The organism is Erythrobacter sp. YT30 (assembly GCF_001542875.1).
Lineage (GTDB): Bacteria > Pseudomonadota > Alphaproteobacteria > Sphingomonadales > Sphingomonadaceae > Erythrobacter.
In genome coordinates, this window is record NZ_LMAF01000003.1 from 258666 (window position 1) to 283577 (window position 24912).

Sequence of the window (24912 nt, forward strand, 5' to 3'; positions counted from 1 at the left end):
TGTCGCACGCAGCAACGAAAAGGCCCGACCCATTAATGATGAGCCGAGCCTTTCAACCGATAATGGCGGCAAAACTTAGTTCGGATAAGCCCAAGTCGTCCCACGTGCGAGATTTTCGCTGGCGAAGGCCCAGTTGATTTTCGAACCGACCACGTGATCAAGGTAGGATGGGCGTGCGTTCTGGTGATCGAGGTAGTAGGCGTGCTCCCACACGTCGATGGTCAGCAACGGATTGAAATCGCTGTCGGCCAGTGTGTCGCCGTCATGGGTTTCTTCGATCGAAAGTTCGCCGTTCTTTTCGGCAAGCCATACCCAACCGCTCGCAAAGTGGCCTGCGCCACGCGATTTCAGCTGTTCTTTCAATTCGTCGATCGATCCGAATTTGGCTTCGATTTTTGATTTGAGTTCGTCGGATGGCGCGGTTTCTTCTGCAGCCATCGAATGCCAGTAGAAGGCGTGGTTCCAGCTTTGCGCGGCGTTGTTGAACAAGCCTTGATTGCTGCCACGAGCGGCCGAGACGATCTCTTCCAGCGACTTGTCAGCATGATCGGTGCCGTCAATCGCATCGTTCATCTTGGAGACGTAGGCATTGTGGTGCTTGCCATGGTGGAATGAGAGAGTCTGAGCGGAAATCGCAGGCTCAAGAGCGGTGTCTGGATAGGGCAGGTCGATGAGTTTGAAAGCCATGAATGGTCCCTCTCGTTTAGAGATTGAAAGTGTCACGTAATCTAACGCGCACGGGCGGTAATGGTTGCAAATGCGATTGAAAAGGGTCTGGACCTCAAGCGCTAAGCAATTCTCTTTTGAACTCAGCGTCCTTTCGAAGCTGTTCGTGTTCAACCCAGGTCGAATGCACGCCGCTTGATATCTTGTGCGGCAGGGCAAGTCGGCAGACCGGGCCTCTGGTCACATCGCTCGCGTCGAGGATTGCGCACTCGGATGTTCCTGTGTTCTCATTAATCAGGAATGTGATCAGATAGCCATCGTCTTCTAAATCTGCACCCTTGCGGGGCACCATCGGGCTTTCGCTCGCATATACGCCATCGGGAAGTTCTAAAACCTGCTCTTCACCGGTTTCAGTGTCGTGGCGGACATATCCGTTGAAGAGGAACCAGCCGGGCTTTGTCGTGGTCGACCAGACATATCGGCTTTTGCGCATAAGGTAGGCCGGGTTGATCATGCCAAATTCAACAATCCGATCGGACAGTCTTTCTTCGCGCGTTTCACCGGTTTCTAGATTAAAGCGCCAGCGGTGGAGCTTTGGTTTGAACGAATGCTCATCCACATAGGCCATCATGTGGCTGTATTCTCCCGCTTCTTCGAGTGGATCGGGCATCGGCTTTTCCTGGAAGTAACCTTCTAGGATGACTTCGTCGCCTTCCGAGCCAGAAACTTCATATGCGTTCGTCCAGTGTAGCACATAGGTAGGATCGGCTTCGAACCAGCGAATGTCTTCTGGCTGGCCATAGCGCGGGATCAGCGCGAAACGGGTGGGCACGCCTTCGTGGATGCGCGCTGCGTGGATATCGCGCTTAAGAAGCTCTTCATCCCAGAAAAGCGGCATATCGTTAAGGATCGACCAGTTCTTCGTGATCGCCATATCGTGCGGCAGGCGTGGGCCGGGGAGAGGAATGGGTACGTAATGCGCAATCTTCCCTGCGCGATCTACTACTCCATAATGCATGAACGGCGCGTGTTTCGAGTAGTTGAAGAACATGAGCTCTCCGGTTTCCTCATCCACCTTGGGATGCGCTGAAACACCGTCAAGCGGCCCCCACGATGCCTTGCCCAAATTCTCCAAAGTCACCGGGTCCAATTGCCACGCCTCACCGCACTGATAGAGTGTCGCAAGCGCAGTGCCCGCGTGAACGATGATGTCGGTGGAAGCGGTGTCTTTGAGACTACCATGCGCGCCAAAGCCCGGGCGTTTGGAAAGCGCGGGCGGGTCCATCAATCCGCCCCACAAGGCCTCGCCTGCGATTTGTTCAGCTTCAAAGCACGATGTCCGCACAAAGCGGTTGCGATAGCTCGCCTTGCCCCCTGAAATGCTCACCTGATGCACCATCGCATCCCCATCAAACGGGTGATGCCTGCCCAAAGGCTGATGCACGGGGTTTTCGGTATTGCGCAGATAGATGCCGTCGATATCAGCCGGGATATCCCCTTCAATCGCTTCCAGCTCTTCAACGTCCACTTCTTCATGGCAAGGCGTCCAAGGACCCGAAAGGTAGGGGTGATTGGACGGCTTCAAGCTCGTTTTTACAGGCGGATGGCGTGTGATCTGCATCGAATTTTCTCCCGACTCTCAGCGTAGCGAAAGGTGTCGAGCGGGGGAAGGGACGACACATAGACGCCTTGCTTGTTTTGATTTCGATCAATGAACAGGTTTAGCTGGTTCGGCAAAAACTTGTCGAAGGGAGAAGCGACATGAAATCCATTTTACTTCACATCGAAGCCGACGATTGCATGGAGGCGCGTCTGCAATTCGCGCTGGACCTCGCGCGAGCACATAACGGCCATATCACCTGCCTTCAGGCGGTGAATTTCGAGATCTTTGCGCCGGGCGATTTTTATGGGTCTGCCATGGCAGCCGCGCTTCCTGCGCTTCAGAAGGCGGCTGATGAGTTGAGAACCGAGCTGGAAGAGCGTCTCACGAAAGAGGATGTTTCGTGGGAATGGCAATACAAGCCCGGGATGGCAGAAACGAAGCTGCTAGAATTGGCGGCCTTGCAGGATGTTGTTCTGGTTGGCCCACGTGATGTGGGTGAAAAGCGGCGCCATCCCTCAATCATGGTGGGTGAGCTTCTCTTGCGATCATCAACGCCCGTTATCGTGGTGCCCCAAAAGTGGAAAAGCTATGATCCGACTGCGCCCGTTCTGGTCGCGTGGAACGGTTCGCCTGAGGCATGCATAGCGCTGCGCAATGCGGTGCCGATGCTGAAAACGGCGAGCAAGGTCATCCTTGCTCGAGTGATCGAAGAAAAGGAAAGCCAGGCAGAAGAGTTTCCAATGATCGAAGGATCACTCTATCTCAGCCGCCACGACATCGAGTCAGAATTACTCGAAATTCCAAAGGGCAAGGCAAAAGTGTCAGACACGCTGTTCACGAACGCCTTTGCCAAGGATTGCGGCATGGTTGTCATGGGCGCGTATGGCCATATGCGGATAACGGAGGCCTTGTTCGGCGGTGTGACCCGCAGATCGCTCACCGATCCGCAACTGCCAATCTTCCTCGCGCATTGATTGCGGCAGCGCGTTGCGGCATCAGCTTTTCGACTTGCGCTTGCGCATCATGCCTTCCTGGGCGACGCTGGCAATTAGATCGCCTGCCTGATTGTAGATGCGGCCGCGGTTGAAACCTCGACCCGCGCCTGACCATGGGGCGTCGGTGCAATAGAGCAGCCATTCATCAGCGCGCGCTTCGCGGTGGAACCAGATGGCATGATCAAGGCTGGCACCGACCAGCTCTCCGCGCATCCATGATAGGCCATGGGGCAGGGCACTGGTGCCGAGAAGGGTGTAATCGCTTGCATAGGTGATGATAGCGCGGTGTAGCGCGGGCGTGTCGGCATCACCCGTGACTGGCGCTGCCGTCTTGAACCAGCTGTGCGCGCGCGGCGGTTTGGGCTCTGAATTCATCCAGTGAAGCCGGTCTATCGTGCGCATTTCGATAGGGCGAGGACGCAGCATCAGCGCGCGTTGGCCCTCGCTCAATTTGTCGCCCATCTTGTCAGCCATCGCTCGGCGCATTTCCATATCGGTTTTGAGACTTTCAGGCGCGGCGACATCGGGCATTGGGCTGTCTTCATGCTTAAGGCCCTGTTCGGGCACCTGGAAGCTGGCGGTGAGGTTCAGGATCGGAACGGCGCGTCCCTCCTCATCCTCTTGCGCAGCGACAACGCGGCGATTGGAAAAGCTGCGCCCGTCAAAATCTCGCTCTATCCTGTATTCAATGGGATGCCCCTCTCGCCCGCCGCGCAGGAAATAGGCGTGGAGCGAATGCGCGGTCTTGGTGTCGGGAACGCTCGATTGGGCCGCTTGCAGCGCTTGTGCCAGCACCTGCCCGCCAAATACTCTGCCAAATCCATCGATCTGCTGGCCGCCTTCAAAGATATCGGCAGCGCGTTTTTCAACCGTTAGGAGGCGGACGAGGTCTTCGACCAATTGCTCGTTTGTGGGTGTGTCGCTCATGGCTATGCGCCATGCTGTGAGGGCCATGGAAGGTCAAGCGGTGGTGGCTCAATCATCCATGGCCTCGCGAAAAAGCCCCGCCACACGGTGGTGCAGCGAGGCCAATTCTTATCGCTCTAGGCGATGGCTTTAATGACCAGGCGATCAGTGACCAGCCAAGGCCGCGAGCAGAAGCAGCGCGACGATGTTGGTGATTTTGATCATCGGGTTCACAGCCGGGCCCGCGGTGTCCTTGTAAGGATCGCCCACGGTGTCGCCCGTCACAGCGGCCTTGTGAGCTTCTGAGCCCTTGCCGCCATGATTGCCGTCTTCGATGTATTTCTTCGCGTTGTCCCACGCACCGCCGCCAGCGGTCATGGAGAGCGCGACGAACAGACCGCCCACGATCACGCCGAGAAGCAGAGCGCCGAGCGCTGCAAAGGCGTTGTCCTGTCCGGCAAGTCCATAGATCACGAAGTAGGTGACGATCGGAGCAAGCACTGGAAGGAGCGACGGGATGATCATCTCCTTGATCGCCGCCTTGGTGACAAGGTCAACCGTGCGAGCATAGTCCGGACGGCTTGTGCCGGCCATGATGCCCGCATCCTTCGCAAACTGGTCACGCACATCGACAACCACATCGCCAGCCGCGCGGCCCACCGCTGTCATGCCCATCGCTCCAAAAAGATAGGGCAGTAGCGCGCCGAGTAAGAGGCCGACGATCACGTAAGGGTTCTCAAGACTGAAATCGACATCCGCATTCGGGAAGAATTCGCGAAGGTCGGCGGTGTAGGCGGCAAACAGCACCAGCGCTGCAAGGCCTGCCGAACCGATGGCATAGCCCTTGGTCACGGCTTTCGTCGTGTTGCCAACCGCATCGAGAAGGTCGGTCTTTTCACGAACGCTTTCATCAAGACCCGACATCTCGGCAATACCGCCAGCATTGTCCGTCACCGGACCATATGCGTCGAGCGCCACGACCATGCCAGCAAGCGCCAGCATCGCGGTCGCACCATAAGCGAGGCCGATAAGGCCAGCCAATTGGTACGCAGCAATGATCGCCGCGATGATGACGATGGTTGGAAGAGCGGTCGATTCAAGGCTGATCGCCAGACCCTGGATCACGTTCGTGCCGTGGCCCGTTTCTGAGGCTTTGGCGATTGACTTCACCGGGCGGAAATTGGTGCCGGTGTAGTACTCGGTGATCCAGATGATGATGCCTGTGAGCACAAGCCCGATTAGCGAGCAGTAGAACAGGTCCATCCCGTTAAACTCAACGCCGCCGGGGCCGGTGCCGATCCCAGTGCTCATATCCGCGCCCGCAGTGCCAAGCGCATATTGCGTGACGAGGTAGATCAGCGGAATGGCGAGGACTGCGGTGACGATGAAGCCCTTGTACATCGCGCCCATCACATTGGTGCCATTGCCAAGACGGACAAAGTAGGTGCCAATGATCGAGGTAACGATACAAGCGCCGCCGATCAGCAGCGGCAAGCTCATCAAGGGAAGCAGCAGACCTGCTGCGCTCAATTGCTCGCTGAACAGCAGGGCGGTCAGAACCATGGTTGCGCCAACGGTCACCACGTAGGTTTCAAACAAGTCAGCAGCCATACCAGCGCAGTCGCCCACATTGTCGCCTACGTTATCGGCGATGGTAGCAGGGTTGCGAGGGTCGTCCTCTGGGATCGAGGCTTCGACTTTACCGACGAGGTCAGCGCCGACGTCAGCTGCTTTGGTGAAGATACCGCCGCCAAGACGCGCAAAGATCGAGATGAGCGATGCGCCAAAGGCGAGGCCGACAAGACCGTCGATCACGATGCGGCTGTTCGCCTCAAGGCCCATTGGACCTACGAGCACATAGAAGAACACCGCAATAGCGAGAAGCGCCAGACCTGCGACCAGCATACCGGTGATCGCTCCAGCGCGGAAAGCGATGGTGAGGCCTTGTTGCAGTCCAGCTTCCGCAGCGGCAGCCGTACGAACGTTCGAGCGGACGGAGATGTTCATTCCGATGTAGCCAGCAACGCCCGAAAGCACCGCGCCGACGATAAATCCGACCGCCGGAACCACGCCGAGGAACACTCCGACGAGGACCGCAGCCACAACACCGACCATGCCGATCGTCGTATATTGGCGGTTGAGGTAAGCCTGTGCGCCTTCTTGAATGGCGCCAGCAATTTCCTGCATTTTTTCGTTCCCGGCACTTGCGCCGAGAACCTGACGGCTGGTGACAAAGCCATACACGACGGCAAGCACACCCAGCCCAATAGATATGAGTATAAGGTCCACGTAGAATCCCCTCTCCAAAGCGTGGAAAATGCGCCTCTTGTAGAAATCCCATCGGGCGCGTGGAGCGCAGTCATATCGGCTTGAGCACGGGTGACAAGGCGAAAGCGTCGGATTCCTGTGGCTCTTGCCTATTTTGGGGGTGAGATCAGCTGTTTGAGGCGTGCTCGTAACCAAGGCTGTCATCTGTTGAGACAGGCTCACCATCGAGCAGCAGGGGGGCGATATTACTTCCGCCAACTACGCCGATGCGAGTTGCGGCAACGGGCAGCCGCATGTCGGCGGGCGCAGTGAAGAGCAGCTCGTAATCATCGCCCCAACGGATCGCATCTTCCCGCCTCGTGGGATCGGCAACTGGCACCGCTTCGCTGTCTAATTGGATCGTCACGTTACTTGCCCGCGCCAGTCGCCAGCTATCGAGTAGCAGTCCGTCCGACACATCCATCATTGCAGTCACATGCGGGGCGAGTGCTTTTCCTTCCGAAAGGAGGGGGCGAGGGCGATTAAACGCCTCCGCATGATTTGGGTCACCATCAAACCCCAACATCGCGCGGCCAAGAATGCCGGTGACATACACGGCATCGCCCACAATGGCCCCGCTTCGGATCGGAACTGGCGTGTGCGTCGCGCGCCCGATTGCCGTTAGGCCTAGCGATTGCGGGCCATTGGCAGAGATTGTGTCACCTCCAAGCAAAGGGACATCATACACGCTCAAAACTGCGCGCAGTCCTTCGATAAAGCGCGCATCATTTTCGCCGAGCGCGTAGCCGATCAGGATTCCAATGGGCTCTGCCCCTTTTGCTGCGAGATCGGAAAGATTGGTCGCGACCAATTTCCAGGCAACATCATACGGATCAGCGCTCGATCGGAAATGCGTGCCTTCTGCCATGGCATCATGGGTAAGGATCAGCGTTTCACTGCCGACCTCAAGCACCGCGCAATCGTCTTCAAGCCCGCACGCGCCATCATGCAGGGGCAGCGCGCGCAAGGCTTTCAAAAATTCCAACTCGTTCATGCTGGTGATGGTGTCCGCTTATTCCGCCTTATTGGCTTATCTGCATTCGTATTCTGAGCAAACCTCAATGAACTTAGCGCGCCTTACCGCTTCCCATGGCGCGGGCAAAGCGGCATGACGGTGAAAGCAGGGAGAGGGGCTGAACGCCGATGCTGATACGTTTCACAATTTTGTTGAGCGCATTCCTGGCTGCTTCATGTGCCGAAGTGCAGGCCGAGGATACTCCAAAGCCCGATATTCCCATCGTCTCATCAGGTGAAATCGTGTGGTGGCCGGACTTTGCCCCGGCCGAAGCGGTGGGTGTCGACAACATCTGGATCTGGCTCCCGCCAAGCTACGCCTCCCAACCGGGAAAACGCTTCCCAGTGCTCTACATGCACGATGCGGAAAATTTGTTTGATCGCCGCCTTTCCAATTTTGACAAGGAATGGGGCATGGATGAGGCGATCACACGGATGGCGGCGCGCGGCGATCTGCGTGAATGGATCTTGGTGGGACTCAGTAGCCCTGAAAACCGGTACCAAACGCTTTTCCCCCAAAAGCTCTTTGGCCTGCTTCCCGAAAGCTATCAACAAGGCGTTACGGGCATTGAGATGGGAGGGATCGAGGCTGGATTTCCCCTGCGTGGGGATGAGTATGCAAAAGTGGTCGCAGTCGATCTGAAAGCGAAGATCGACAGTGAGTTTCGGACACTCACCACGCCTGAAGACACTGCCGTCATGGGATCATCGATGGGCGGCCTTATCAGCCTCTATATCATTGCTGAATATCCGGACGTGTTCGGCCAGGCTGCGGGAGTTTCGACACATCTCCCGCTGACAGGCCCCGAAGGCGGAGATCCGGACGAGCGCGCCACGCAAGTTTCCGAAGCATTTCGCCAGTATTTCAGCGAAAGTGAGATCAATCCCGCGCGCAATCGGATTTACGTCGATCATGGAACTGGCACGCTCGATGCGTTTTATCCGCCATACTTCAAACAGTTCGATGGGATGATGGCAGAGTTGGGATGGCAGCTTCCTGCCTATGAAAGCCGGGTCTTCTTCGGCGCAGAGCACGAAGAGAATGCATGGGCGCAACGGGTTGATATCCCGCTGTCATTCCTCGATGCGAAGGATCCTTAGGCGCGCGCGTCTTTTGCGACAGCGTCCAGAACGCCATTCACAAATTTCGCCTCGCGATCATCGAAGAATGCTTTTGCAACATCGACATATTCGTTGATCGCGCTTGCCTTTGGCACATCGGCGCGGGCCAGCAGTTCGTAAGCGCCGGCGCGCAGGACTTGGAGCATGGTTTTATCGAGGCGGGCTAGCGTCCAGCCCTCAGCCAGTTTTGCCAGCAGAATGCCGTCAATTTCATCGCGCCGCGCATCGACTCCGCGCACCAGATCATCGAAAAAATCGGTCTCAGCATCGGCATAAACCTCGCCTTCGTAATCTTCGTCATCAACTTCGCGGCCAAGGCGGTGTTGGTGAAATTCATTGAGCAGTTTGGCGAGCGGGGTGCCTTCCATCTGCTGCTGGTAAAGCGCCTGCACTGCGGCGAGACGGGCCGCAGAGCGGGATTGGGATTTGGCAGGCGTGTTCATTTGCGGCGAAGCTCCACCGATTTGGCATGCGCGGGCAGGCCCTCTGCATGGGCGAGGGTGGCGGCGGCAGGGCCGATCTTTTCGAACGATTCTTTATCAAGGCCAAGAAAACTGGTGCGTTTCATAAAGTCGAGGACTGAAAGCCCGCTTGAAAAACGCGCGCGGCGTCCTGTGGGCAGAACATGATTGGGCCCAGCCACGTAGTCGCCAACCGCCTCGGGTGTCATCCGGCCAAGGAAAATGCTGCCAGCGTGGCGGATCCTGTCCAGCATCGCTTCGGCATCATCAATCGCCAATTCGACGTGTTCAGCAGCGAGCCTGTTGGCAAGGCCCGGCGCTTCTTCAACCAGATCGTTGACGATGATGATTGCGCCATGCGCTTCCCAACTTTCCTTCGCCACTTTGCCAGTCGAAAGCTGCGCCAACTGCACGTCGATGCAGTCTTCGACATAGGCAGCAAAACGCGCATCATCGGTGATGAGAATGGACTGCGAAGTCGGGTCGTGTTCCGCCTGGCTCAGCAAATCGGCTGCGATCCAGTCCGGATTATTCTCTCCGTCGGCGATGACGAGGATTTCTGATGGGCCCGCCACCATATCGATGCCGACGCGGCCATAAAGCTGGCGTTTGGCTTCGGCGACATAAGCGTTACCGGGGCCCGTAATGACATCGACAGGTTTGATGGTGTCTGTCCCATAGGCAAGCGCAGCCACCGCCTGTGCCCCGCCAACGCGCCAGATCTCGTCAACACCCGCGACATGCGCCGCAGCCAGAACCAGCGGGTTCGATTGCCCCTTGGGTGTTGGTGTCACCACCACCAATCGTTCAACCCCAGCAACGCGCGCAGGAATTGCGTTCATCAGCAGCGACGAGGGATAGGCCGCCCGGCCGCCGGGTACATAAAGCCCTGCGGCATCAACAGGTCGCCACATTGCACCAAGCCTTACGCCCGCATCATCGGTGTAGTCGCGGTTTTCGGGCAATTGCGCGAGGTGATAGGCACGAATGCGGCTGGCGGCGAGGTCTAAGGCTTCGCGCAATTCTGGCTCAATCGTCTGATACGCCTCTTCGCAGCGCTCTTTGGTGATCGTCCAGTCGGCATCCTGCGCGAGCGCGTATCCATCATAACGCTGCGTATATTCCTTAAGCGCATCATCGCCGCGGCTTGCCACGGCGGACAAAATGCCCTGCACTTGGCCCGCGACATCGCTATCCGCATCGCGGCGCGCATTAACGAGCCGCTCAAAACGCTTTTCGAAATCGGGATCGAGAGTTGCGAATTTCTGCATCAGGCTGCCTTATCATCCTGGCTTGATTGCCGCCGTTCAGCATCCTCGCGAAAAGCGGTGACCAATTCGGCAATACGCGCATCTGTTTTCAGCGCAGCGCGGTTCACGATAAGGCGCGCCGACACGTCAAGAATGCGGCTCGTTTCGGCAAGGCCATTTTGCTTCAAAGTCGTGCCAGTTGAAACAAGATCGACAATCTGCCCGGCCAGCCCAAGCGAGGGCGCAAGTTCCATCGCGCCGTTAAGCTTTACACATTCGGCTTGCACACCCTGATTTTCAAAGTGCCTGCGCGTAAGGCTTGGATACTTAGTCGCAACGCGCAAATGGCTCGCATGGGCACTCGGTGCCGCGTCGTCCTTGAGGCGCGCCACCGATAAACGGCAATGGCCGATATCAAGATCGACAGGCGCATAAAGATCATCGTAATCAAATTCTTCGATCACGTCTGACCCCACAATTCCCAGTTGCGCAGCGCCATGTGCAACGAAGGTCGCAACATCGAATGCGCGCACCCGGATCAGGCGCATATCATCGCGGTTCGTCGCGAACGACAAGCTGCGATTGGCCTTGTCGAAAAAGCCATCTTCGGGCACGACGCCTGCATTCGCCATGACGGGCAGCGCCTCATCAAGGATGCGTCCTTTGGGAATGGCGAAAGTCAGCTGGCCTTTTGGCGATTGTGATGCGGAAGGTGTCATTGCGCTGCGGCACTTAGGGTGCGGCCTGCAAAAGGGCAACCAGAAGAGAATGGCAGAAGCGAAAGGACCAGTCCCATGGACACGCGCGAGATCATGCTGATCGAAGAGTTTGACGCGGCCATCAAATGGCAGGCTGATCACGCGGCGAACAATGGCGCTGAATGCACCGCGCGGGTGATCCGGGCGCTTTCTCAAGTTAGGCAAAGTGATACCCAGCTCGGCCGCCGCATGGCGAATTGGGAAGGGCTAACGCTTAAGGACGCGATGCCTTTGCGGGTGACGGGCGGGCTGCATCACCTCGTGCTGACCAGCGTGGATGAGCGTTTACGGCCCGTCTATGCGAGCGATCTGACCGATCAGGAGGAGATAGACGCGCTGGTCCTCGATATTGTGAGCAAGCATGACGCGCAGCTTGTCCCATGGCTCGATGGCCCCCCGCAAACCAATGAAGCTGGGCGCTCTGCGAGCATTATGGCGGGGCTTTTATGGGCGGCTCAGAGAGTTCACCCGCGCTTCGACCTGTTCGAGCTCGGTGCAAGTGCCGGGGTCAACACCATGATTGATCGTTATTACTACAATCTCGGCGGGGTCGAAGCTGGTCCGAAGAATTCCCCCATGCACATCGCACCCGAATGGCGAGGGAGGGGCGCACCGCCGCCTCCACCAGAGGCGTTTGAAATTGTGTCCGCAAGAGGCTGCGATCTCACCCCGATCAACCTTGCCGATCCCGACAGCGCCTTGCGTCTCAAAGCCTATGTCTGGCCCGATGCGTCTGCGCGTCTTGAACGGATCGATGCCGCCATTCAGCTTGCTGCAGAAAAAGCGCCTGATCTCGTGCAGATGGACGCGGCGGAATTCGCCTTGGGTGAACTTGCCAAGCCGCACGCCGAAGGGATTACCAAGGCCATGTTCCATTCGATCATGTGGCAATACATGCCCGCCGAAACACAGGAAGCGATTGAAGAGGCATTTGACGAAGCAGGCGCGCGCGCGACGCCTCAAAAACCGCTTGCCTGGATCAGTCTTGAAACCGATCCGGCGACTTTCCGCCACGAATTGAAAGTGCGGATATGGGATGGTTTATCGGGATCAGGCGAGCCTACGTTACTCGCACACGCGCACCCGCATGGCGCGTGGGTGGAGTGGGACGAGGTTACTGCCAATTAAAGTTGCATTTTGCAATCTAAATTGGTAGGACGCTGAACGTGACGAGAAAACCGCTTCCCTATGCTGATCTGACGCTCGAAGAGGCGCTGGTACAGTTTCGGGCGGAAAGCGGCCTAACGCACAAATACGATGCAATGGGCGCGAAGGCGCAAATGCACTTTGAGCGACACGATATAATCCACGTATTGTTCGGGTTGACTACCAATCTCCGCGACGAAGCACAGGCTGATGGATGGACACTCATGGCAAGCGACATCGGCATGCAGGACATCCGCACGTTCATGCAGCTGCCAGAAGAGAAGAGCGTGATTAAGGAAGTGGGGTGGTGGGCGCTCGCAAAAGGATTTTTTGCGAGCCTGCCAGACTATGCCGCTATAGCGTGGCGCTCACGTAAGATGCGTAAGAAATGGCGCTGGTCAGACAACGCCCAATATCGTCAGCAACAAGTCTCAGCTATTCGAGACGAATTCGGGATTGCCCACGCGCTGGCTGACTGAACGAGTTCAGCAGCAGTCGCAGTTTGAGCAGGTTGCACCGCTTTCACATTTCGCGCAGTCGCAATCGCAGCAATCAGCCGGGATATGATATACCATTGCAATTCTCCTTGTATATCATATGCTTATATTAGTCTTCGTCAGTGCGCCAGCGGAATTGGAATTCCAATTCGTGCATCGGGCCTTCTTGTTCGTGCTCGATTGAGAATTCCGTGCCTGCAGGCACGTAAAGGCGTTGATTGTCCACTTGGATTTCGAACGCCTTGCCGTCTTTGAGCGCCTCGACGAGCCGCTCGAGCTTCTGGATGTTTTGTTCGGTGGTGTAGGTTTTGGTGACGTCGCGGGTGGGATTGTCAGTCATGGCAAGGGGGCACTCCTGTGTCTGATTCCCTTGCGCATAAACCTTCAAAGTTGCAGAAATTTTTCTATCGCTGCGTTCACCTTATCCGGGGCCTCCCAAGGGACAAAATGCCCGCAGTCTGGCACGCGCTCGATCGTCAGCGGGTCGATCATATCTTCCAACCCTTCGAGATTTTCCGGTGGAAGCGCGAGATCATCGAGCGCCCAGATCACGAGTGTCGGAATGGTGAGCTTTGGCAGGTCGAGCGGCGTATAATCGGCTGGCAGTTCAAAAGGCTCGTCCATTGTCGGCACAACCATCGGGCTTGCGCGGTAGTAATTGAGCATCCCGAACGCCGCATCGCGGTTTTGCCAATCGCGCAAGAGAGCATCGCGCTCTTCGGGTTCCATTGCGCTTGGCCGGTCCCATTTGACCTCTTTCAGCATCAGGCCGGTCAGCCCCTGATTTTTGACAAGCGCGTCGTTGGCCGGATCGCGAAATCCGCGAATGTACTGGCTCGCCTCGCGCTGGCCGGGATGGATGTAGAGCAGTTTCTGGAAGATTGCGGGGTGAGGCGCATTGGCAATTATCGCGCGTTCAACGCGGCTGTGCTGGCCGCCGAGAGCAACTCCCCATGCAATCGCGCCGCCCCAGTCATGGCCGACAATCGTGAACCTTGGCAGCGAAAGCGCATCGGCGAGCAGGAATACATCGCCGATCAGCTTGTCCGGTGTGTATGCGCTTACCTCTTGCGGCTTTGATGACCCTCGATAGCCGCGCTGATCAGGGGCAATACAGCGATAGCGGTCCTTGAAATGCGCGATCTGATGCCGCCAAGTTCGATGGCTTTCGGGAAAACCGTGGAGGAAGATCAATGGCGGGGCATCGACGGGGCCCTCATCAACGATGTCGAGATGAATGCCATTGGAAAGAGAGACGCGTTTTTGTTCCAAGGTGACGGTGCCTTTTAGTGTGTAGCCTTAGTCTTCATAACGGCTGTGCTCGCGAAAGCTCAGCCCGGCGGTTTGCAGGGGCGTAACAGCCTCTTTGAATTGTCCCGGCGTCATATCGGCAAACTGCCTGAATTCCTTGTTGAGATGTGAATCGTCGAAATATCGCAGCTCTGCAAGCACCTGGTCACTCGGGCTGCTGATACCCCGCAGGGCTGCTGCCATGTCAAGGAACCTGCTGCGTCTTAGAACGGCCTTTGGCGTCAGGCCGAAATGGTATTTACAGCGTCTTTCCATCTGCCGAACGGAGAGCCCGATCTGTTCGGCAGCATCATCGATGCGGATGGTGCTGTCCTGGCGAGAAAAGCGTTCAAACTGCGCCATCGCTTCATCGACTTCATACGTGCCCACGTCCTCCAGTCTTTTCGCCAAAATGTCTTCGACGATGGCGACTTTTTCCTCATCCTCTTGGGCGGCAGCGACTCTGTTATGGAGCTGAACGGCAAGCGAGCCCCACAAATCGTGCAGCGAGAGCATGGTGTCAGTATAATCGGCATGTGATTGAGTGAAGAGCCCGCGCCATCCACCTGCGCGAAAGGCAATGCCGACATTGTCGAGAGTGCCCCGAAGTCGCACTTTGAAAGGGCGGCTATTGGCACCTGAAAAAACGGCTGTACCACCGCGAGCCAATTCTTCAGGCGCATCACCGCCGCGCCAATCCCCTTTGATGAGGCAGCGCACGAACGCGGTTTCAGCGAGCAGAAAATCATCGATTACGTGATCGTCGGGTAAGGGAGCCTGAAAGATGTAATAGTCGCGCACATAGGGCGCGAGTTTTGGCGACGGCTTGTAATTGCGTGAAAACACTGGCGGTGCGACCCCCCGACGCTTTGCCCCCTTACGCTGGGCTATTTTTTGCCCCCATTCAGGCTTCCATCTTCTCCATGTAGCCTGCTGCAACCATCGCTGCGACCTGATCAAATAGAGCATCCGGCGTTCGGCGCATCTCACCCATTTGCTCTTCCATTCCGCGCGCAACGATGATTTCGCGCTGCCCTTTAGCGATGGCATCAATCATGATTTTGGCAGCCTCATCTGCGGGAATGCCTTCATCAATGGCTTTGTCCGACCTGTCCCTTTTCGCTCCATCGCCAACCAAAGCGTTGCGCGCGACATTTGTGGCAACAGAGCCAGGATAGATGACATGGACATTGACGCCGGTCTGCGAGAGCTCTGCGCGAAGTGCGTCGGCATATCCCGCGAGGCCGAATTTGACGGCGCAATAGGCCGTTCGCATCGGCACTCCCACCTTACCAGCGATGGATGAAATGAAGGCGATGCCGCCAGATCCTCTTTCGGCTATGTGCCCGATAAGCCCTTGTGAGAATGCGATCTGCGCGGTGAGATCGATATCGATGATATCGCGATAGACCTGCATGTCGGTGTTGAGAGCACGGCTGCGCTGCGACACGCCGGCATTTGCGAATGCGAGATCAACGCCGCCTTTCCATCCGATAGCCTTGGCAGTCGCATCGGCCAGCGCTGCATCATCGCGCACGTCGAACGGCAGGATCAGCGTCTCGCCACATTCCTTAGCCACTTCTGCAAGCCGCGCTTCATCGCGTCCTGAAAGCACCAGATACGCGCCGCGTCCCGCAAGATCGCGCGCCAAAGCCGCACCAATCCCTGAGGATGCGCCTGTGATCCACGCAGTTTTGCCGTTGAAATCCATTCCTAGCTCCCCTGAGTATGCCTCTGTTTTATGGATAGCTGACGGTCTTTGGCTTTCCGGGCAAGGGAATAAACTCTTCCTCGTCCCCCGGCACTTTGGGAAAGCGCCCCTCGGCCCAGTCCTCGCGCGCCTGAATGATCCGATCGCGGCTGGAGCTGACAAAGTTCCACCAGACATGGCGCTTTGTGGTGAAAGCTTCACCACCGAGCAGCATCACGCGGCCACCCTTTTCACTTTCAAGAACCATTTGCTTACCCGGCGCGAGCACCGCCAATTCGTATAGAACAAGCGCGGTTCCATCGACGCTGGCCTCACCGCTCACCAGCATAACGGCGCGTTCATCGGCTTCAGTTTCGATTGGTATCGCGCCGGTCGGGGCGAGCAGGATTTCTGAGTAGATCGTGTCGGCATAGGTCGTGGTGGAGGCAGACTTACCCCACAAATCGCCCATGATGACCCATGCTTTGACGCAGGTGTCTTCGACCACGGGCACGTCTTTGACAGCCTCGAATGCAGGATCAATTTCCTCGCGCCCATCGGGCAGGGCAAGCCATGTCTGCATCCCGAAGATCGGTGCAAGACGAGCGTGCTCGTCTGCCGGGCTGCGTTCTGAATGGACGATGCCTTTGCCCGCAGTCATCAAATTGACCTGGCCGGGACGGATCGTTGCAAAGCTGCCAAGGCTATCGCGGTGATTGATGGCACCTTCGAACAGCCAAGTGACGGTTGCCAGATTGATATGGGGGTGAGGACGCACAGCCATGCCCGTATCCGGCGCGAGATTGGCAGGACCAAATTCATCGACGAAGATAAAGGGGCCGACCATTGTCCGCTCGCGCGATGGGAGTACGCGGCGAACTTCGAAGTCGCCCAGATCGTGGGTCACAGGCGTGATGGTCTGCGTGATCATCTATGCAAGCTCCTTTATCATCTGGCCGAGAGTCTCAGGAAACACCGCTTCAGGCCACTGATCAAGCTCGGGAAGCGTAAACCAGCGGTGCTGCGTCATCAGCTTTTGTTCGAGCGCGGTGTGGTTGGTCGTAGTGATGACAGCCTCTGCCACGCGGATGAGGAAGTAGCGTTCATCAGCCTGCACCGGTTCGCCTTCGACAGTGACGAACTGCGGTGTGGTGCGCGCGATCTGCTTACCGGGATCGGCGGTGATGCCAGTTTCTTCGAAAAGCTCGCGCCGGGCGGCTTCTTCAAAGCTTTCACCCGGCTCGCACTCGCCGCCTGCTGTTACCCAAAAAGGCGGCCTGTCGGGTACGTCGAAGCGGAACATGAGCGCGCGAACTAGCGGATCGAGCACGATGATCCGCGCGGACCGGCGGATGCGCAAGGTTGAAGAGGATTGATCGATCACGCAGCAGGAGCGCTTGCCTTGATCGCGACAGCATGCACGCGCTGTCCAACAATATCTCCCAGCGCTGATATCACCGCGCGTTGGCGGGCGAGCCTTGTCATTCCTTCAAAAACGGTTGCTTCAATCACAATCGTGAAATGGGATTCGCCCGATCCGTCATCGCCTGAATGGCCTGCGTGGCTGGCGGAATCGTTGATGATTTCGAGCTTGGTTGGGACAAAAGTGTCCGTCAGGATCGCTTGCATCTCATCTGCTATTGCGCCGGGCATATCATCTTTTCCTCAAAGTGTATGTCTTGGCATTTGGCATATAAGACACCATTCTCAAGAGCTTTATGGCTCAAACTCGATTCCATGGCCGCCACGAAGGCGCAGACCGGCAATGTGAGCGCCCAGGCTGCACCGAGCCAGGCGAATTCCGCGCTCCGGGCTATCGCGCGTCCGGATTTGATGGGCCTGGGGAATGGCGCTGGTTCTGCCTTGAGCATGTGCGCGAATTTAATGCGGGCTATGATTGGTTCGAAGGGATGAGCGCGGAAGAAATCCTCAACGCCCAGTCCCCAATGGCCGGTTGGCGCACCGAAAGCCCCGGTTTTTCAGCCCGCGCCCATGTCGATGGAATGCCGCGCTGGTCAGACTTTGATGATCCACTTGATGCGATCTCCGCGCGCGCCGCGGGCATCAAGAGCAAGGCCCAGCGACAAGCCGATATGGCCATGGATGGACGCTTTTCCAAAGATGAGGCTGAAGCTTTGGAGACGATGGGCCTCGGCCTCAACACCGATCGCCGCCGATTGCGCCGGCGCTATTCAGAGTTGGTGCGGCGGTATCACCCCGACAGGAACGGCGGCGATCGCAAATACGAGGCGCGCCTTGGCAAGGTGGTTGAAGCTTATCAGCTGCTGCGTGAGAGCAAGGCGATAGCCTAAAAATCAGCGTTCCTCAGTTTTCGCAAAGTGACGCGAGTTGTTCGGCACAGATTTTCCATCCTTCGATGAACCCCATGTCCTTGTGCTGCTCGCAGGCTTCTGCGGTCCAGTGCCGTGCAGTCGCTGTATATCGCGTGCCTGAGACCCCGTTTTCTTGTGCAGGTTCAATCTCCCATGTGCCAATCATGAAAGCTTGCGCCGGAACATACTCACCGTCGACGATCTGCACAGCGTCAGTTCCCACAAACCTTCGCCCTTCGTCCCAATGAAGCATCAGGCCGTCATTGGGAATCTCCTCGCCTTCTGGTCCATGCATCACCCCGAACCAGCGTCCGCCCGATTTGCGTTCCATGACTTTGGTTTCTGAACGCCAGGGGGAAGGGCACCACCATTCGTCTTGCCGGTCAGCCATGACTTCCCAGACCTTGTCCGGAGGGGCGGCTATGAAACGGGTGACGGAAAGCTCATTCATGAGCCCTGCGCCTCCTCGATCAATTTCGCATCGATTGCGTTGGCTTCAGCATAAGCGGGGCGCTGTGTGACGCGATCGACATAGGCCTTAAATGCGGGCGTTTCCGGTATTGAGCCGAAGCGAAGGCCCCACACGAATTGGCTACCGACGTAAGTGTCGGCCATCGTAAAGCGGCTTCCGACGACAAAGTCGTTGGCGGACAGCCAGCCATCCATTGCCGACAAGGCCCGCTCAAGGCTGCCAAAGCCTGCTGTTGCTTCCCGTTCTGGAGGGATCTCCCAACCAAGAGTCCTAGCCAACACGGCCTGCTCCAGCGGACCGGCGCCAAAAAACATCCATCGAAAGTATGCGGCCTTCTCATGCGCATCGGGCAACAGGCCTTTGTCGGGATGCGTTTCGGCGAGGTAGTGATTGATCGCGGCAGCTTCGGTGATGATATGATCATGATCGCCATGGTGATGCACAAGGGCAGGCACCTTGTTCATCGGATTGATGTCTGTGAAATTGTCGGGCCGGCTCGCCCAATCGAACACCACTTGATCATAATCCGCACCCGCCTCGTGCAAGGCCCAGCGCGATATCTGCCCGCGGCTCATCGCGACGGTGTAAAACGTGAATTCGGCCATATCAGTCGCGTCCTCTCGTCAGAACAGGAGTGAATTCGCCCCAAATCAGACGAGAGCCATCAAACGGTGGATCGCCTTCGGGATAGCCTTCGAACCCTTCGCCTTCGCCCATGGCCTGTTGCGCTTTTTGAAGCGTTTCCTTGTCCGGCCAGACGATCCAGCCTGCGACGATCTTCTCGCCGTCTGGCGCTGCGACTGCCTTGCGAAGATCGGTGGTTTTGCCATCAGGCACATTGGATTCCCACAATTCCATCACTTCCAATGCGCCATGGCTCATGGACCAATCGGCCATGAAACTGGCGGATTTTTCGTATTCTTCGCGGTTGGCCTCAGGCACCGACAGCACGGCAATGGCTACATACATTGATTGTCCTCCCTCCAGACGACTCGAGTGGGTGGACCTTATCAGACCGAAGTAGCCAGGGAATCAGTTTTGCTTGAAAGCCCAGCGCAGTGTGCGGCCCACACCCCATGTCGCCGCGCGAGCAGGCAAGGCGGTGAGACGAGGGCGCTGCAAACGCAGCATGCCGCGTGCCCAGTCGGGAAGCATGGATACAGCTTCTGCGCCCAGCATCGCTTGCACTCCGGGAGGTGTCCCAGGTGGTCGTTGGGTCAGCACCAATTGCGCGACTTCGCGCGCTTCGGGTGACGCGCGAAGATCGGTGCGCAATTCGCGGAAGATGGCATCAGCCTCGTTGCGCGTTTCCGGCACAGGGTCCGCACCTAAAGCCCGCGCGATAATCGCAAACTGGCGGTAATATTCATCCATTTGCGCGTTCGGCATATCGGGGCGCACATGGCGCAAATATCCGGCAAGAAAGCTCTGCGCCTCTACCACATGCACCCAGGCCAAAGTGCGCGGATTGTCGGCTTGATAGGGCGTACCATCGGGCAGCGTCCCGCCCACTTTTGCATGAATGCGATTCACCCGATCTATCGCCTTCATCGCTTCGTCACGATGCCCGAAAGTCGTCACCGCAATAAAGCGAGCCGTACGGCGCAAGCGGCCATGCATGTCTTCGCGGAAATTGGAGTGATCGAGCACTCCTTGTAACGCATGCGGGTGCAGCATCTGCAAGAGCAACCCGCGTATACCGCCCGTCATCATTCCCACCAGATCAGCATGAACCATGCGAATAGGCGTATCGCGCGCAAACAGCGCCTCATCCGAAGGCGGCACGGGCTTTTGGCCCGATGACGTGTCGTTGAAGACACCGCGCACTTGGTCGACGAGTTTTAGCCGCAAGGATTCAATCGGATCAGGCATTATTGGCGATATAGGAGCCTTCGGCCCTGATTAAAATGTTGACGGTGATATAGTAAACCATGCTTGCAGCGCGCGCCCTGTCCCTCTAACCGGGGCGCGTAATGAATTCTCCAGCAACACCGAACACCGCTGGCGCAACCGCCATTCCTGATACACCCGACACGACCGTGGATGTGCGCGATACCTTTGGTGTCGACGTCGATTGGCAAGTGCCTGCTTTTTCCGAGCCAACCGAGCACGTTCCCGAGCTCGACAAGGACTATGTCTTTGATCCCGAAACCACTCTCGCGATCCTTGCCGGATTTGCGCATAATCGCCGGGTGATGGTGCAGGGCTATCACGGGACGGGCAAGTCGACGCATATCGAACAGGTCGCGGCGCGCCTCAACTGGCCCAGTGTCCGCGTGAATCTCGACGCGCATATCAGCCGGATTGATCTGGTGGGCCGCGATGCGATTGTCTTGAAAGACGGATTGCAAGTCACTGAATTTAAAGAAGGCATCCTGCCGTGGGCGCTTCAGCATCCGGTGGCGCTGACATTCGACGAGTATGATGCGGGACGTCCCGATGTGATGTTCGTGATCCAGCGCGTGCTCGAATTTGATGGGCGGCTGACTCTGCTCGATCAGAACCGTGTGATCACGCCAAACCCCTACTTCCGCCTGTTCGCGACCACCAACACGGTCGGGCTGGGCGATACGTCTGGGCTTTACCACGGCACGCAGGCGATCAACCAGGCGCAGATGGACCGCTGGAATGTGGTGGTGGCGTTGAATTATCTGCCCGCCGAAATCGAGCAGAACATCGTGAAATCGAAAACGCCCGAGACCGATGACAAGGTGATCGCTGATATGATCAAGGTTGCCGATCTCACTCGGCAGGGTTTCATGAACGGGGATATCTCCACCGTCATGAGCCCGCGCACGGCCATCACCTGGGCGCAAAACGCGGCGATCTTTAACTCAATAGGTTTTGCCTTCCGCCTCTCATTCCTCAACAAGTGCGATGAGGCAGAGCGGGTGCTGGTAAGCGAGTATTATCAGCGCGTGTTTGGTGAGGATTTGCCCGAAGGGGCAGCGGCTGCCGGCGCGTAAAGGCGCCAGACAGGCGCCGTCGCACAAGCCCATATTGCAGACTGGTGTTATAGTCTGCTAACACAGTAGGCGTATGGGCGTATTAGGTCGATTCTGGAAAGGTTCGCGGGGGCGCGATCGGCATGCTGGGGATGATGGCCCGGCTGGCGAATACTTCGCGACTTATGAAAGCCAACGCCCTGTTTTCGATGATGATGATCTGACGCCGGAGCCTGCAGGCTCGGCGCGCGCTACCCCTAATTATGCCAGCTGGGATGATCGGCTGGACCAGCTTGATGGTTATGTCGAGCAGGAAGAACGAAAGCGCCTGCCATGGTGGAAACCTGCAAGCTATCGCGGTCGCAAGAAACGCTGGTGGGCGGTGCGCATTGTCGCGCTTGGTCTGTTTCTTTTCATCCTGCTCGTCGGTTGGCTTGCTGTTACCGCGCCGCTTTCCAAAAGTCTTGAACCGATTGCGCCGCCGCAGGTGACATTGCTTGCGAGCGACGGGACACCGATCGCGCGAAGTGGGGCAATGGTGGCTGCGCCAGTCGAGGTGCAGCAGCTGCCCGATCACGTGGTGGAAGCATTTCTCGCCATCGAAGACAGGCGGTTTTATTCGCACTGGGGCGTCGATCCGCGCGGCATAGCGCGCGCAGCCTTCACCGGTAGAGGCGGCGGCAGCACGATAACACAGCAGCTTGCGAAATTCACATTCCTGACGCCCGAACAGACACTCAGCAGAAAAGCACGCGAGGCCCTGATTGCGTTCTGGATGGAATCGTGGCTGACCAAAGACGAGATTTTGGGCCGGTATCTGTCCAACGCCTATTTTGGCGACAATCAGTATGGTTTGCGGGCCGCGAGCCTGCATTATTTTTATCGCAAGCCTGAAAACCTCCTTCCAGAACAGGCGGCTATGCTGGCCGGTCTCCTACAGGCGCCTTCGAGGTATAATCCAACACGGCATTTTGAAAGAGCCCGCTCTCGTATGTACTTGGTGACGCAAGCGATGGTTGATGCGGGCTACATGACGCAGGACGAACGCGATGCGCTGCCCGTGCCGCGGCTTGATGTTCGCACTCGCGATGATCTGCCAACGGGCACCTATTTTGCAGATTGGGCGCTCCCGCTTGCGCGCGCTGGCATGGAGACGAGCTATTCTGCGCAAGTTGTGACAACGACGCTTGATGCGCGGCTTCAAAAGCTAGCCGGGCGCGTGGTAAGCAGAGCAGGGCTGGGTGATGCTCAGGTGGCGCTGGTAGCCATGCGGCCAACAGGCGAAGTTGTCGCGATGGTCGGGGGCAAGGATTACGCCGCATCTCCTTTCAACCGCGCAACACAGGCGAAGCGGCAGCCAGGATCAACGTTCAAACTTTTCGTCTATCTCGCCGCATTGGAAGCGGGGTGGGAGCCGGATGACACCATTGCGAACACCCCGATCGAAAAAGGATCATACCGGCCCAAGAATGCGGGCGAGAAATATTCGGACGAGATCACCTTGGAAGATGCACTGGCGACGTCCAGCAATGTTGCCGCGGTGCGTTTGTTCAACGAGTTGGGAAGTGAACGAGTGATCCGGACAGCGCGCTCGCTTGGCGTTACTTCCCCGCTGCCTGAAGGTGATCCCAGCCTTGCACTCGGCACATCGAGCATGACCCTGCTCGAGCTGACATCTGCCTATGCCGGGATTGCGGCGAATGAATTCCCCGTCCGGCCCCATGCATTCCCGAAAAAGGAGGAAGGATGGTGGGAATGGCTCACCACAAAAGAGGAAAGCATTTCCAGCGGGGAGCATGAGGAGCTTCAGTCCATGCTTCGCGCGGCGATCAATCGGGGGACGGGAAGAGCTGCTACACTGCCCATTGCCAATTACGGCAAAACCGGAACCACACAGAACAATCGCGATGCATTGTTCGTCGGATATGCTGGTGATCTGGTGGTCGGCGTGTGGGTCGGCAATGATGATAATTCACCCATGGAAAAGGTTTCTGGAAGTGGATTACCTGCGCGTATCTGGAAAGATTTCATGCGTGGGGCATTGTCGCTTGAAGCTGCACCAAAGCCCAAAGCATCGCCCGATCCCGAAGGTCCGTTGGAGCAATTCGACATTGAAGAAGGTGAAACCATCCCGCTGGATGATCAAGGCACCGAAATGCGCTTTGATCCCGACGGCGTGACGCTCACCACCGAGGTTGACGGTGTAAGCGTCGACCTGAGGCTGGATGAAAACGGGCTCGCGGTGGAGCCGGCCGAGCCATAAGCGACTGGCTTTAACCGACCAGAATGTTCATCACCGCGCTTGCAATGGGTCGAGAGCGATCATCCTGCCATGCCTCCACAGTGACATTGGCATTGCGGCGGCCAAGCCGGGTGATCCGTCCTTCGGCATAAGTCTGCTTGGGCTTGCCTGCAGAGAGATATTGCACCGTAATATTGATCGGCTTCATCACAATATCGCGGCCCTCTTGCACCAAAACGGTGCGCAAAGCGGCATAGCCTGCATTTTCGAGCAGTCCAGCGGTTGCCCCCCCGTGGAAGTACCCGGGCCTTCCTTCGATATTGGGGCCAAAGGCGACTGTCAGGATGGGCATCTCTCCCGCCTCGTCCGCAACTGTGATCCCCAAAGAGCAGGCATAGGCGGGAAGGGGGCTGATGTCGTGCGTGTCAGTCATCGGCCTCGCCCTCGCTTTTTGCAACGTCAGCCGTGCGCGGATCTTTGGCGATGGTCATAAAGACACCGGCCACATGTGCGACCGGTTCGTCGATCGATTGATCGTAGGCGACGCCCCTAACGAAAGCTGCAGAGCGCGTGGTGCGATAGCATTCGACCCTGCCAAACACGCCAAGCCTTTCGCGCGCGGGGCGCTGGTAATCGACACGCAGATCGAGGGTAGCAATCGGGACAAAGGTGCCCTTCGTCTGCCAGATCGACATGCCACTCGCCATATCCATCAGGCTTACGATTGGGCCAGAGGCTAGCACCGCGCCAGGCTCTCCCAACAAGTCTTCGCGCCATGGCAGTTCAAGCTCGACCCAGTTTTCACCGTGCGCGCTGTATCGCAGGCCTAGCCAGCCTGTGTGACCGTGGCGAAAGAAAAACTTGGATGCTTCCTTGGCATCAAACCTGGCAAGTGTTTTGCTCATACGCCCCTTATCTCGTTTGTTCCGCCACTAACGGCTTTTAATTCGGTCGCAAAGCATGGCTGACACATCATGCCGCGTGCGAGTCAGACGGTGATAGATACTGACCGCTTGTCGTGGAGGACAACACAATGAATGGGGCGAAGATCGAACTCACGTCACTTCCTGGCCTTGAAACTTCGCAGGGATTGTTCGGGTCTCTCGTGCAGCAATCAGGCCCGATCTACAACGAAACGATCGTGGATATCATGGTTTATCTCTACGATGTCCTGCCGCCTGAAGCGTTCGGAAAGTCACAGGGATAAGGCGCGCG

At 57.3% G+C, this 24912-nt stretch carries 29 protein-coding genes; 8 read left to right on the forward strand and 21 right to left on the reverse strand.

The genetic code is table 11. From position 1 onward, the window contains the following. Positions 1 to 75: 75 nt before the first annotated feature. Positions 76 to 687 carry a superoxide dismutase gene (locus AUC45_RS15010; RefSeq protein WP_067604365.1) on the reverse strand — a complete coding sequence of 204 codons (612 nt, stop codon included), beginning with the start codon at positions 685 to 687 and terminating at the stop codon, positions 76 to 78. Between the two features lie 94 nt (positions 688 to 781). Next, positions 782 to 2287 (reverse strand): carotenoid oxygenase family protein, encoded by a 1506-nt coding sequence (locus tag AUC45_RS15015; RefSeq protein WP_067604367.1) that lies wholly within the window; start codon positions 2285 to 2287, stop codon positions 782 to 784. Between the two features lie 140 nt (positions 2288 to 2427). On the opposite strand from AUC45_RS15015, the gene AUC45_RS15020 reads away from it, so the two are divergent. Continuing rightward, positions 2428 to 3243 carry a universal stress protein gene (locus AUC45_RS15020; RefSeq protein WP_067604369.1) on the forward strand — a complete coding sequence of 272 codons (816 nt, stop codon included), beginning with the start codon at positions 2428 to 2430 and terminating at the stop codon, positions 3241 to 3243. A gap of 21 nt (positions 3244 to 3264) precedes the next feature. On the opposite strand, the gene AUC45_RS15025 is transcribed toward AUC45_RS15020, so the two are convergent. From AUC45_RS15025 to thiL, 3 genes are all read right to left on the reverse strand, one after another. Beyond that, positions 3265 to 4191, reverse strand: a complete 927-nt coding sequence (locus tag AUC45_RS15025) for an acyl-CoA thioesterase II (protein WP_067604596.1) — start codon at positions 4189 to 4191, stop codon at positions 3265 to 3267. A gap of 144 nt (positions 4192 to 4335) precedes the next feature. Then, entirely contained in the window at positions 4336 to 6459 is a 2124-nt protein-coding gene (locus tag AUC45_RS15030; protein ID WP_067604376.1) for a sodium-translocating pyrophosphatase, read from the reverse strand. A gap of 145 nt (positions 6460 to 6604) precedes the next feature. Continuing rightward, a complete protein-coding gene (gene thiL / locus AUC45_RS15035) occupies positions 6605 to 7471 on the reverse strand; it encodes a thiamine-phosphate kinase (protein ID WP_067604378.1) in 867 nt (288 codons plus the stop codon). Positions 7472 to 7620: 149 nt separating this feature from the next. Here thiL and AUC45_RS15040 point away from each other — a divergent pair, with 149 nt between their 5' ends. Further along, complete coding sequence (locus tag AUC45_RS15040) at positions 7621 to 8592, forward strand: alpha/beta hydrolase (RefSeq protein WP_067604380.1); 972 nt, start codon at positions 7621 to 7623, stop codon at positions 8590 to 8592. On the opposite strand, the gene nusB is transcribed toward AUC45_RS15040, so the two are convergent. Genes nusB through hisG form a run of 3 tightly spaced genes read right to left on the reverse strand, consistent with a single transcriptional unit; the run spans position 8589 to position 11043 of the window. Then, entirely contained in the window at positions 8589 to 9056 is a 468-nt protein-coding gene (gene nusB, locus AUC45_RS15045; RefSeq protein WP_067604382.1) for a transcription antitermination factor NusB, read from the reverse strand. The two genes, AUC45_RS15040 and nusB, sit on opposite strands and share 4 nt — an antisense overlap. Then, positions 9053 to 10345 (reverse strand): histidinol dehydrogenase, encoded by a 1293-nt coding sequence (gene hisD / locus AUC45_RS15050; RefSeq protein WP_067604384.1) that lies wholly within the window; start codon positions 10343 to 10345, stop codon positions 9053 to 9055. Before hisD ends, nusB begins: the two co-directional genes overlap by 4 nt. Next, positions 10345 to 11043, reverse strand: a complete 699-nt coding sequence (hisG, locus tag AUC45_RS15055; protein WP_067604386.1) for an ATP phosphoribosyltransferase — start codon at positions 11041 to 11043, stop codon at positions 10345 to 10347. Before hisG ends, hisD begins: the two co-directional genes overlap by 1 nt. Before the next feature lie 75 nt (positions 11044 to 11118). On the opposite strand from hisG, the gene AUC45_RS15060 reads away from it, so the two are divergent. Together AUC45_RS15060 and AUC45_RS15065 are read left to right on the forward strand one after the other, a co-directional pair. After that, complete coding sequence (locus AUC45_RS15060; protein ID WP_067604598.1) at positions 11119 to 12210, forward strand: DUF2332 domain-containing protein; 1092 nt, start codon at positions 11119 to 11121, stop codon at positions 12208 to 12210. A 38-nt stretch (positions 12211 to 12248) separates the two neighbouring features. Then, entirely contained in the window at positions 12249 to 12707 is a 459-nt protein-coding gene (locus tag AUC45_RS15065; protein WP_067604388.1) for a hypothetical protein, read from the forward strand. A 127-nt stretch (positions 12708 to 12834) separates the two neighbouring features. Here the strand turns inward: AUC45_RS15065 and AUC45_RS15070 are convergent, their stop codons facing one another. From AUC45_RS15070 to AUC45_RS15100, 7 genes are read right to left on the reverse strand one after another with little or no spacing between them, the layout of a single operon-like run. Next, entirely contained in the window at positions 12835 to 13065 is a 231-nt protein-coding gene (locus AUC45_RS15070; protein WP_067604390.1) for an amphi-Trp domain-containing protein, read from the reverse strand. A 44-nt stretch (positions 13066 to 13109) separates the two neighbouring features. After that, positions 13110 to 13997 (reverse strand): alpha/beta fold hydrolase, encoded by an 888-nt coding sequence (locus AUC45_RS15075; RefSeq protein ID WP_067604392.1) that lies wholly within the window; start codon positions 13995 to 13997, stop codon positions 13110 to 13112. A 27-nt stretch (positions 13998 to 14024) separates the two neighbouring features. Next, positions 14025 to 14861: a helix-turn-helix domain-containing protein gene (locus AUC45_RS15080; RefSeq protein ID WP_067604394.1), complete on the reverse strand. Its 837-nt coding sequence runs from the start codon at positions 14859 to 14861 to the stop codon at positions 14025 to 14027. Positions 14862 to 14919: 58 nt separating this feature from the next. Next, the gene (locus AUC45_RS15085; RefSeq protein ID WP_067604395.1) at positions 14920 to 15726 is read right to left on the reverse strand and encodes an SDR family NAD(P)-dependent oxidoreductase; all 807 of its coding nucleotides are present in this window, start codon (positions 15724 to 15726) and stop codon (positions 14920 to 14922) included. Positions 15727 to 15754: 28 nt separating this feature from the next. Further along, the gene (locus AUC45_RS15090) at positions 15755 to 16636 is read right to left on the reverse strand and encodes a pirin family protein (RefSeq protein ID WP_067604397.1); all 882 of its coding nucleotides are present in this window, start codon (positions 16634 to 16636) and stop codon (positions 15755 to 15757) included. Next, positions 16637 to 17086, reverse strand: coding sequence for an NUDIX hydrolase (locus AUC45_RS15095; protein ID WP_067604600.1), 450 nt, complete (start codon positions 17084 to 17086; stop codon positions 16637 to 16639). Continuing rightward, positions 17086 to 17358 (reverse strand): BolA family transcriptional regulator, encoded by a 273-nt coding sequence (locus AUC45_RS15100; RefSeq protein WP_067604399.1) that lies wholly within the window; start codon positions 17356 to 17358, stop codon positions 17086 to 17088. Before AUC45_RS15100 ends, AUC45_RS15095 begins: the two co-directional genes overlap by 1 nt. 65 nt (positions 17359 to 17423) lie before the next feature. Between AUC45_RS15100 and AUC45_RS15105 the strand changes: the two genes are divergently transcribed. Then, entirely contained in the window at positions 17424 to 18017 is a 594-nt protein-coding gene (locus tag AUC45_RS15105; protein WP_067604401.1) for a DnaJ domain-containing protein, read from the forward strand. Between the two features lie 13 nt (positions 18018 to 18030). Here AUC45_RS15105 and AUC45_RS15110 read toward each other — a convergent pair whose 3' ends face one another. The 4 genes from AUC45_RS15110 to AUC45_RS15125 form a co-directional block, all read right to left on the reverse strand. Further along, positions 18031 to 18489: an SRPBCC domain-containing protein gene (locus AUC45_RS15110; protein ID WP_067604403.1), complete on the reverse strand. Its 459-nt coding sequence runs from the start codon at positions 18487 to 18489 to the stop codon at positions 18031 to 18033. Next, on the reverse strand, positions 18486 to 19115 hold the full coding sequence (locus AUC45_RS15115) for a glutathione S-transferase family protein (protein WP_067604405.1): 630 nt from the start codon (positions 19113 to 19115) through the stop codon (positions 18486 to 18488). The genes AUC45_RS15110 and AUC45_RS15115 overlap by 4 nt, the downstream gene beginning before the upstream one ends. A gap of 1 nt (position 19116) precedes the next feature. Further along, positions 19117 to 19479, reverse strand: coding sequence for a DUF1428 domain-containing protein (locus tag AUC45_RS15120; RefSeq protein ID WP_067604407.1), 363 nt, complete (start codon positions 19477 to 19479; stop codon positions 19117 to 19119). Between the two features lie 63 nt (positions 19480 to 19542). Then, entirely contained in the window at positions 19543 to 20382 is an 840-nt protein-coding gene (locus AUC45_RS15125) for an oxygenase MpaB family protein (RefSeq protein WP_067604409.1), read from the reverse strand. A 101-nt stretch (positions 20383 to 20483) separates the two neighbouring features. On the opposite strand from AUC45_RS15125, the gene cobS reads away from it, so the two are divergent. After that, positions 20484 to 21476, forward strand: coding sequence for a cobaltochelatase subunit CobS (cobS, locus tag AUC45_RS15130; protein ID WP_067604411.1), 993 nt, complete (start codon positions 20484 to 20486; stop codon positions 21474 to 21476). A gap of 73 nt (positions 21477 to 21549) precedes the next feature. Then, positions 21550 to 23718, forward strand: coding sequence for a transglycosylase domain-containing protein (locus tag AUC45_RS15135; RefSeq protein WP_067604412.1), 2169 nt, complete (start codon positions 21550 to 21552; stop codon positions 23716 to 23718). A 10-nt stretch (positions 23719 to 23728) separates the two neighbouring features. On the opposite strand, the gene AUC45_RS15140 is transcribed toward AUC45_RS15135, so the two are convergent. Beyond that, positions 23729 to 24130: a PaaI family thioesterase gene (locus AUC45_RS15140; RefSeq protein ID WP_067604414.1), complete on the reverse strand. Its 402-nt coding sequence runs from the start codon at positions 24128 to 24130 to the stop codon at positions 23729 to 23731. After that, a complete protein-coding gene (locus AUC45_RS15145) occupies positions 24123 to 24602 on the reverse strand; it encodes a PaaI family thioesterase (RefSeq protein ID WP_067604416.1) in 480 nt (159 codons plus the stop codon). Before AUC45_RS15145 ends, AUC45_RS15140 begins: the two co-directional genes overlap by 8 nt. 128 nt (positions 24603 to 24730) lie before the next feature. Here AUC45_RS15145 and AUC45_RS15810 point away from each other — a divergent pair, with 128 nt between their 5' ends. After that, on the forward strand, positions 24731 to 24904 hold the full coding sequence (locus AUC45_RS15810) for a hypothetical protein (protein ID WP_156423904.1): 174 nt from the start codon (positions 24731 to 24733) through the stop codon (positions 24902 to 24904). Positions 24905 to 24912: the final 8 nt, after the last annotated feature.

Excerpts from the sequence above, each read along its gene's own strand:
- AUC45_RS15010 (WP_067604365.1), bottom strand. The coding sequence starts at position 687 with ATGGCTTTCAAACTCATCGACCTGCCCTATCCAGACACCGCTCTTGAG.
- AUC45_RS15070 (WP_067604390.1), bottom strand. The coding sequence starts at position 13,065 with ATGACTGACAATCCCACCCGCGACGTCACCAAAACCTACACCACCGAA.
- AUC45_RS15020 (WP_067604369.1), top strand. The coding sequence starts at position 2,428 with ATGAAATCCATTTTACTTCACATCGAAGCCGACGATTGCATGGAGGCG.
- AUC45_RS15135 (WP_067604412.1), top strand. The coding sequence starts at position 21,550 with ATGGGCGTATTAGGTCGATTCTGGAAAGGTTCGCGGGGGCGCGATCGG.
- AUC45_RS15040 (WP_067604380.1), top strand. The coding sequence starts at position 7,621 with ATGCTGATACGTTTCACAATTTTGTTGAGCGCATTCCTGGCTGCTTCA.
- AUC45_RS15115 (WP_067604405.1), bottom strand. The coding sequence starts at position 19,115 with ATGGCCGAATTCACGTTTTACACCGTCGCGATGAGCCGCGGGCAGATA.
- AUC45_RS15810 (WP_156423904.1), top strand. The coding sequence starts at position 24,731 with ATGAATGGGGCGAAGATCGAACTCACGTCACTTCCTGGCCTTGAAACT.
- AUC45_RS15110 (WP_067604403.1), bottom strand. The coding sequence starts at position 18,489 with ATGAATGAGCTTTCCGTCACCCGTTTCATAGCCGCCCCTCCGGACAAG.
- AUC45_RS15015 (WP_067604367.1), bottom strand. The coding sequence starts at position 2,287 with ATGCAGATCACACGCCATCCGCCTGTAAAAACGAGCTTGAAGCCGTCC.
- AUC45_RS15120 (WP_067604407.1), bottom strand. The coding sequence starts at position 19,479 with ATGTATGTAGCCATTGCCGTGCTGTCGGTGCCTGAGGCCAACCGCGAA.
- AUC45_RS15145 (WP_067604416.1), bottom strand. The coding sequence starts at position 24,602 with ATGAGCAAAACACTTGCCAGGTTTGATGCCAAGGAAGCATCCAAGTTT.
- AUC45_RS15085 (WP_067604395.1), bottom strand. The coding sequence starts at position 15,726 with ATGGATTTCAACGGCAAAACTGCGTGGATCACAGGCGCATCCTCAGGG.
- hisD (WP_067604384.1), bottom strand. The coding sequence starts at position 10,345 with ATGCAGAAATTCGCAACTCTCGATCCCGATTTCGAAAAGCGTTTTGAG.
- AUC45_RS15060 (WP_067604598.1), top strand. The coding sequence starts at position 11,119 with ATGGACACGCGCGAGATCATGCTGATCGAAGAGTTTGACGCGGCCATC.
- AUC45_RS15025 (WP_067604596.1), bottom strand. The coding sequence starts at position 4,191 with ATGAGCGACACACCCACAAACGAGCAATTGGTCGAAGACCTCGTCCGC.
- AUC45_RS15105 (WP_067604401.1), top strand. The coding sequence starts at position 17,424 with ATGGCTCAAACTCGATTCCATGGCCGCCACGAAGGCGCAGACCGGCAA.
- nusB (WP_067604382.1), bottom strand. The coding sequence starts at position 9,056 with ATGAACACGCCTGCCAAATCCCAATCCCGCTCTGCGGCCCGTCTCGCC.
- thiL (WP_067604378.1), bottom strand. The coding sequence starts at position 7,471 with ATGAACGAGTTGGAATTTTTGAAAGCCTTGCGCGCGCTGCCCCTGCAT.
- AUC45_RS15100 (WP_067604399.1), bottom strand. The coding sequence starts at position 17,358 with ATGCCCGGCGCAATAGCAGATGAGATGCAAGCGATCCTGACGGACACT.
- AUC45_RS15125 (WP_067604409.1), bottom strand. The coding sequence starts at position 20,382 with ATGCCTGATCCGATTGAATCCTTGCGGCTAAAACTCGTCGACCAAGTG.
- hisG (WP_067604386.1), bottom strand. The coding sequence starts at position 11,043 with ATGACACCTTCCGCATCACAATCGCCAAAAGGCCAGCTGACTTTCGCC.
- AUC45_RS15090 (WP_067604397.1), bottom strand. The coding sequence starts at position 16,636 with ATGATCACGCAGACCATCACGCCTGTGACCCACGATCTGGGCGACTTC.
- AUC45_RS15140 (WP_067604414.1), bottom strand. The coding sequence starts at position 24,130 with ATGACTGACACGCACGACATCAGCCCCCTTCCCGCCTATGCCTGCTCT.
- cobS (WP_067604411.1), top strand. The coding sequence starts at position 20,484 with ATGAATTCTCCAGCAACACCGAACACCGCTGGCGCAACCGCCATTCCT.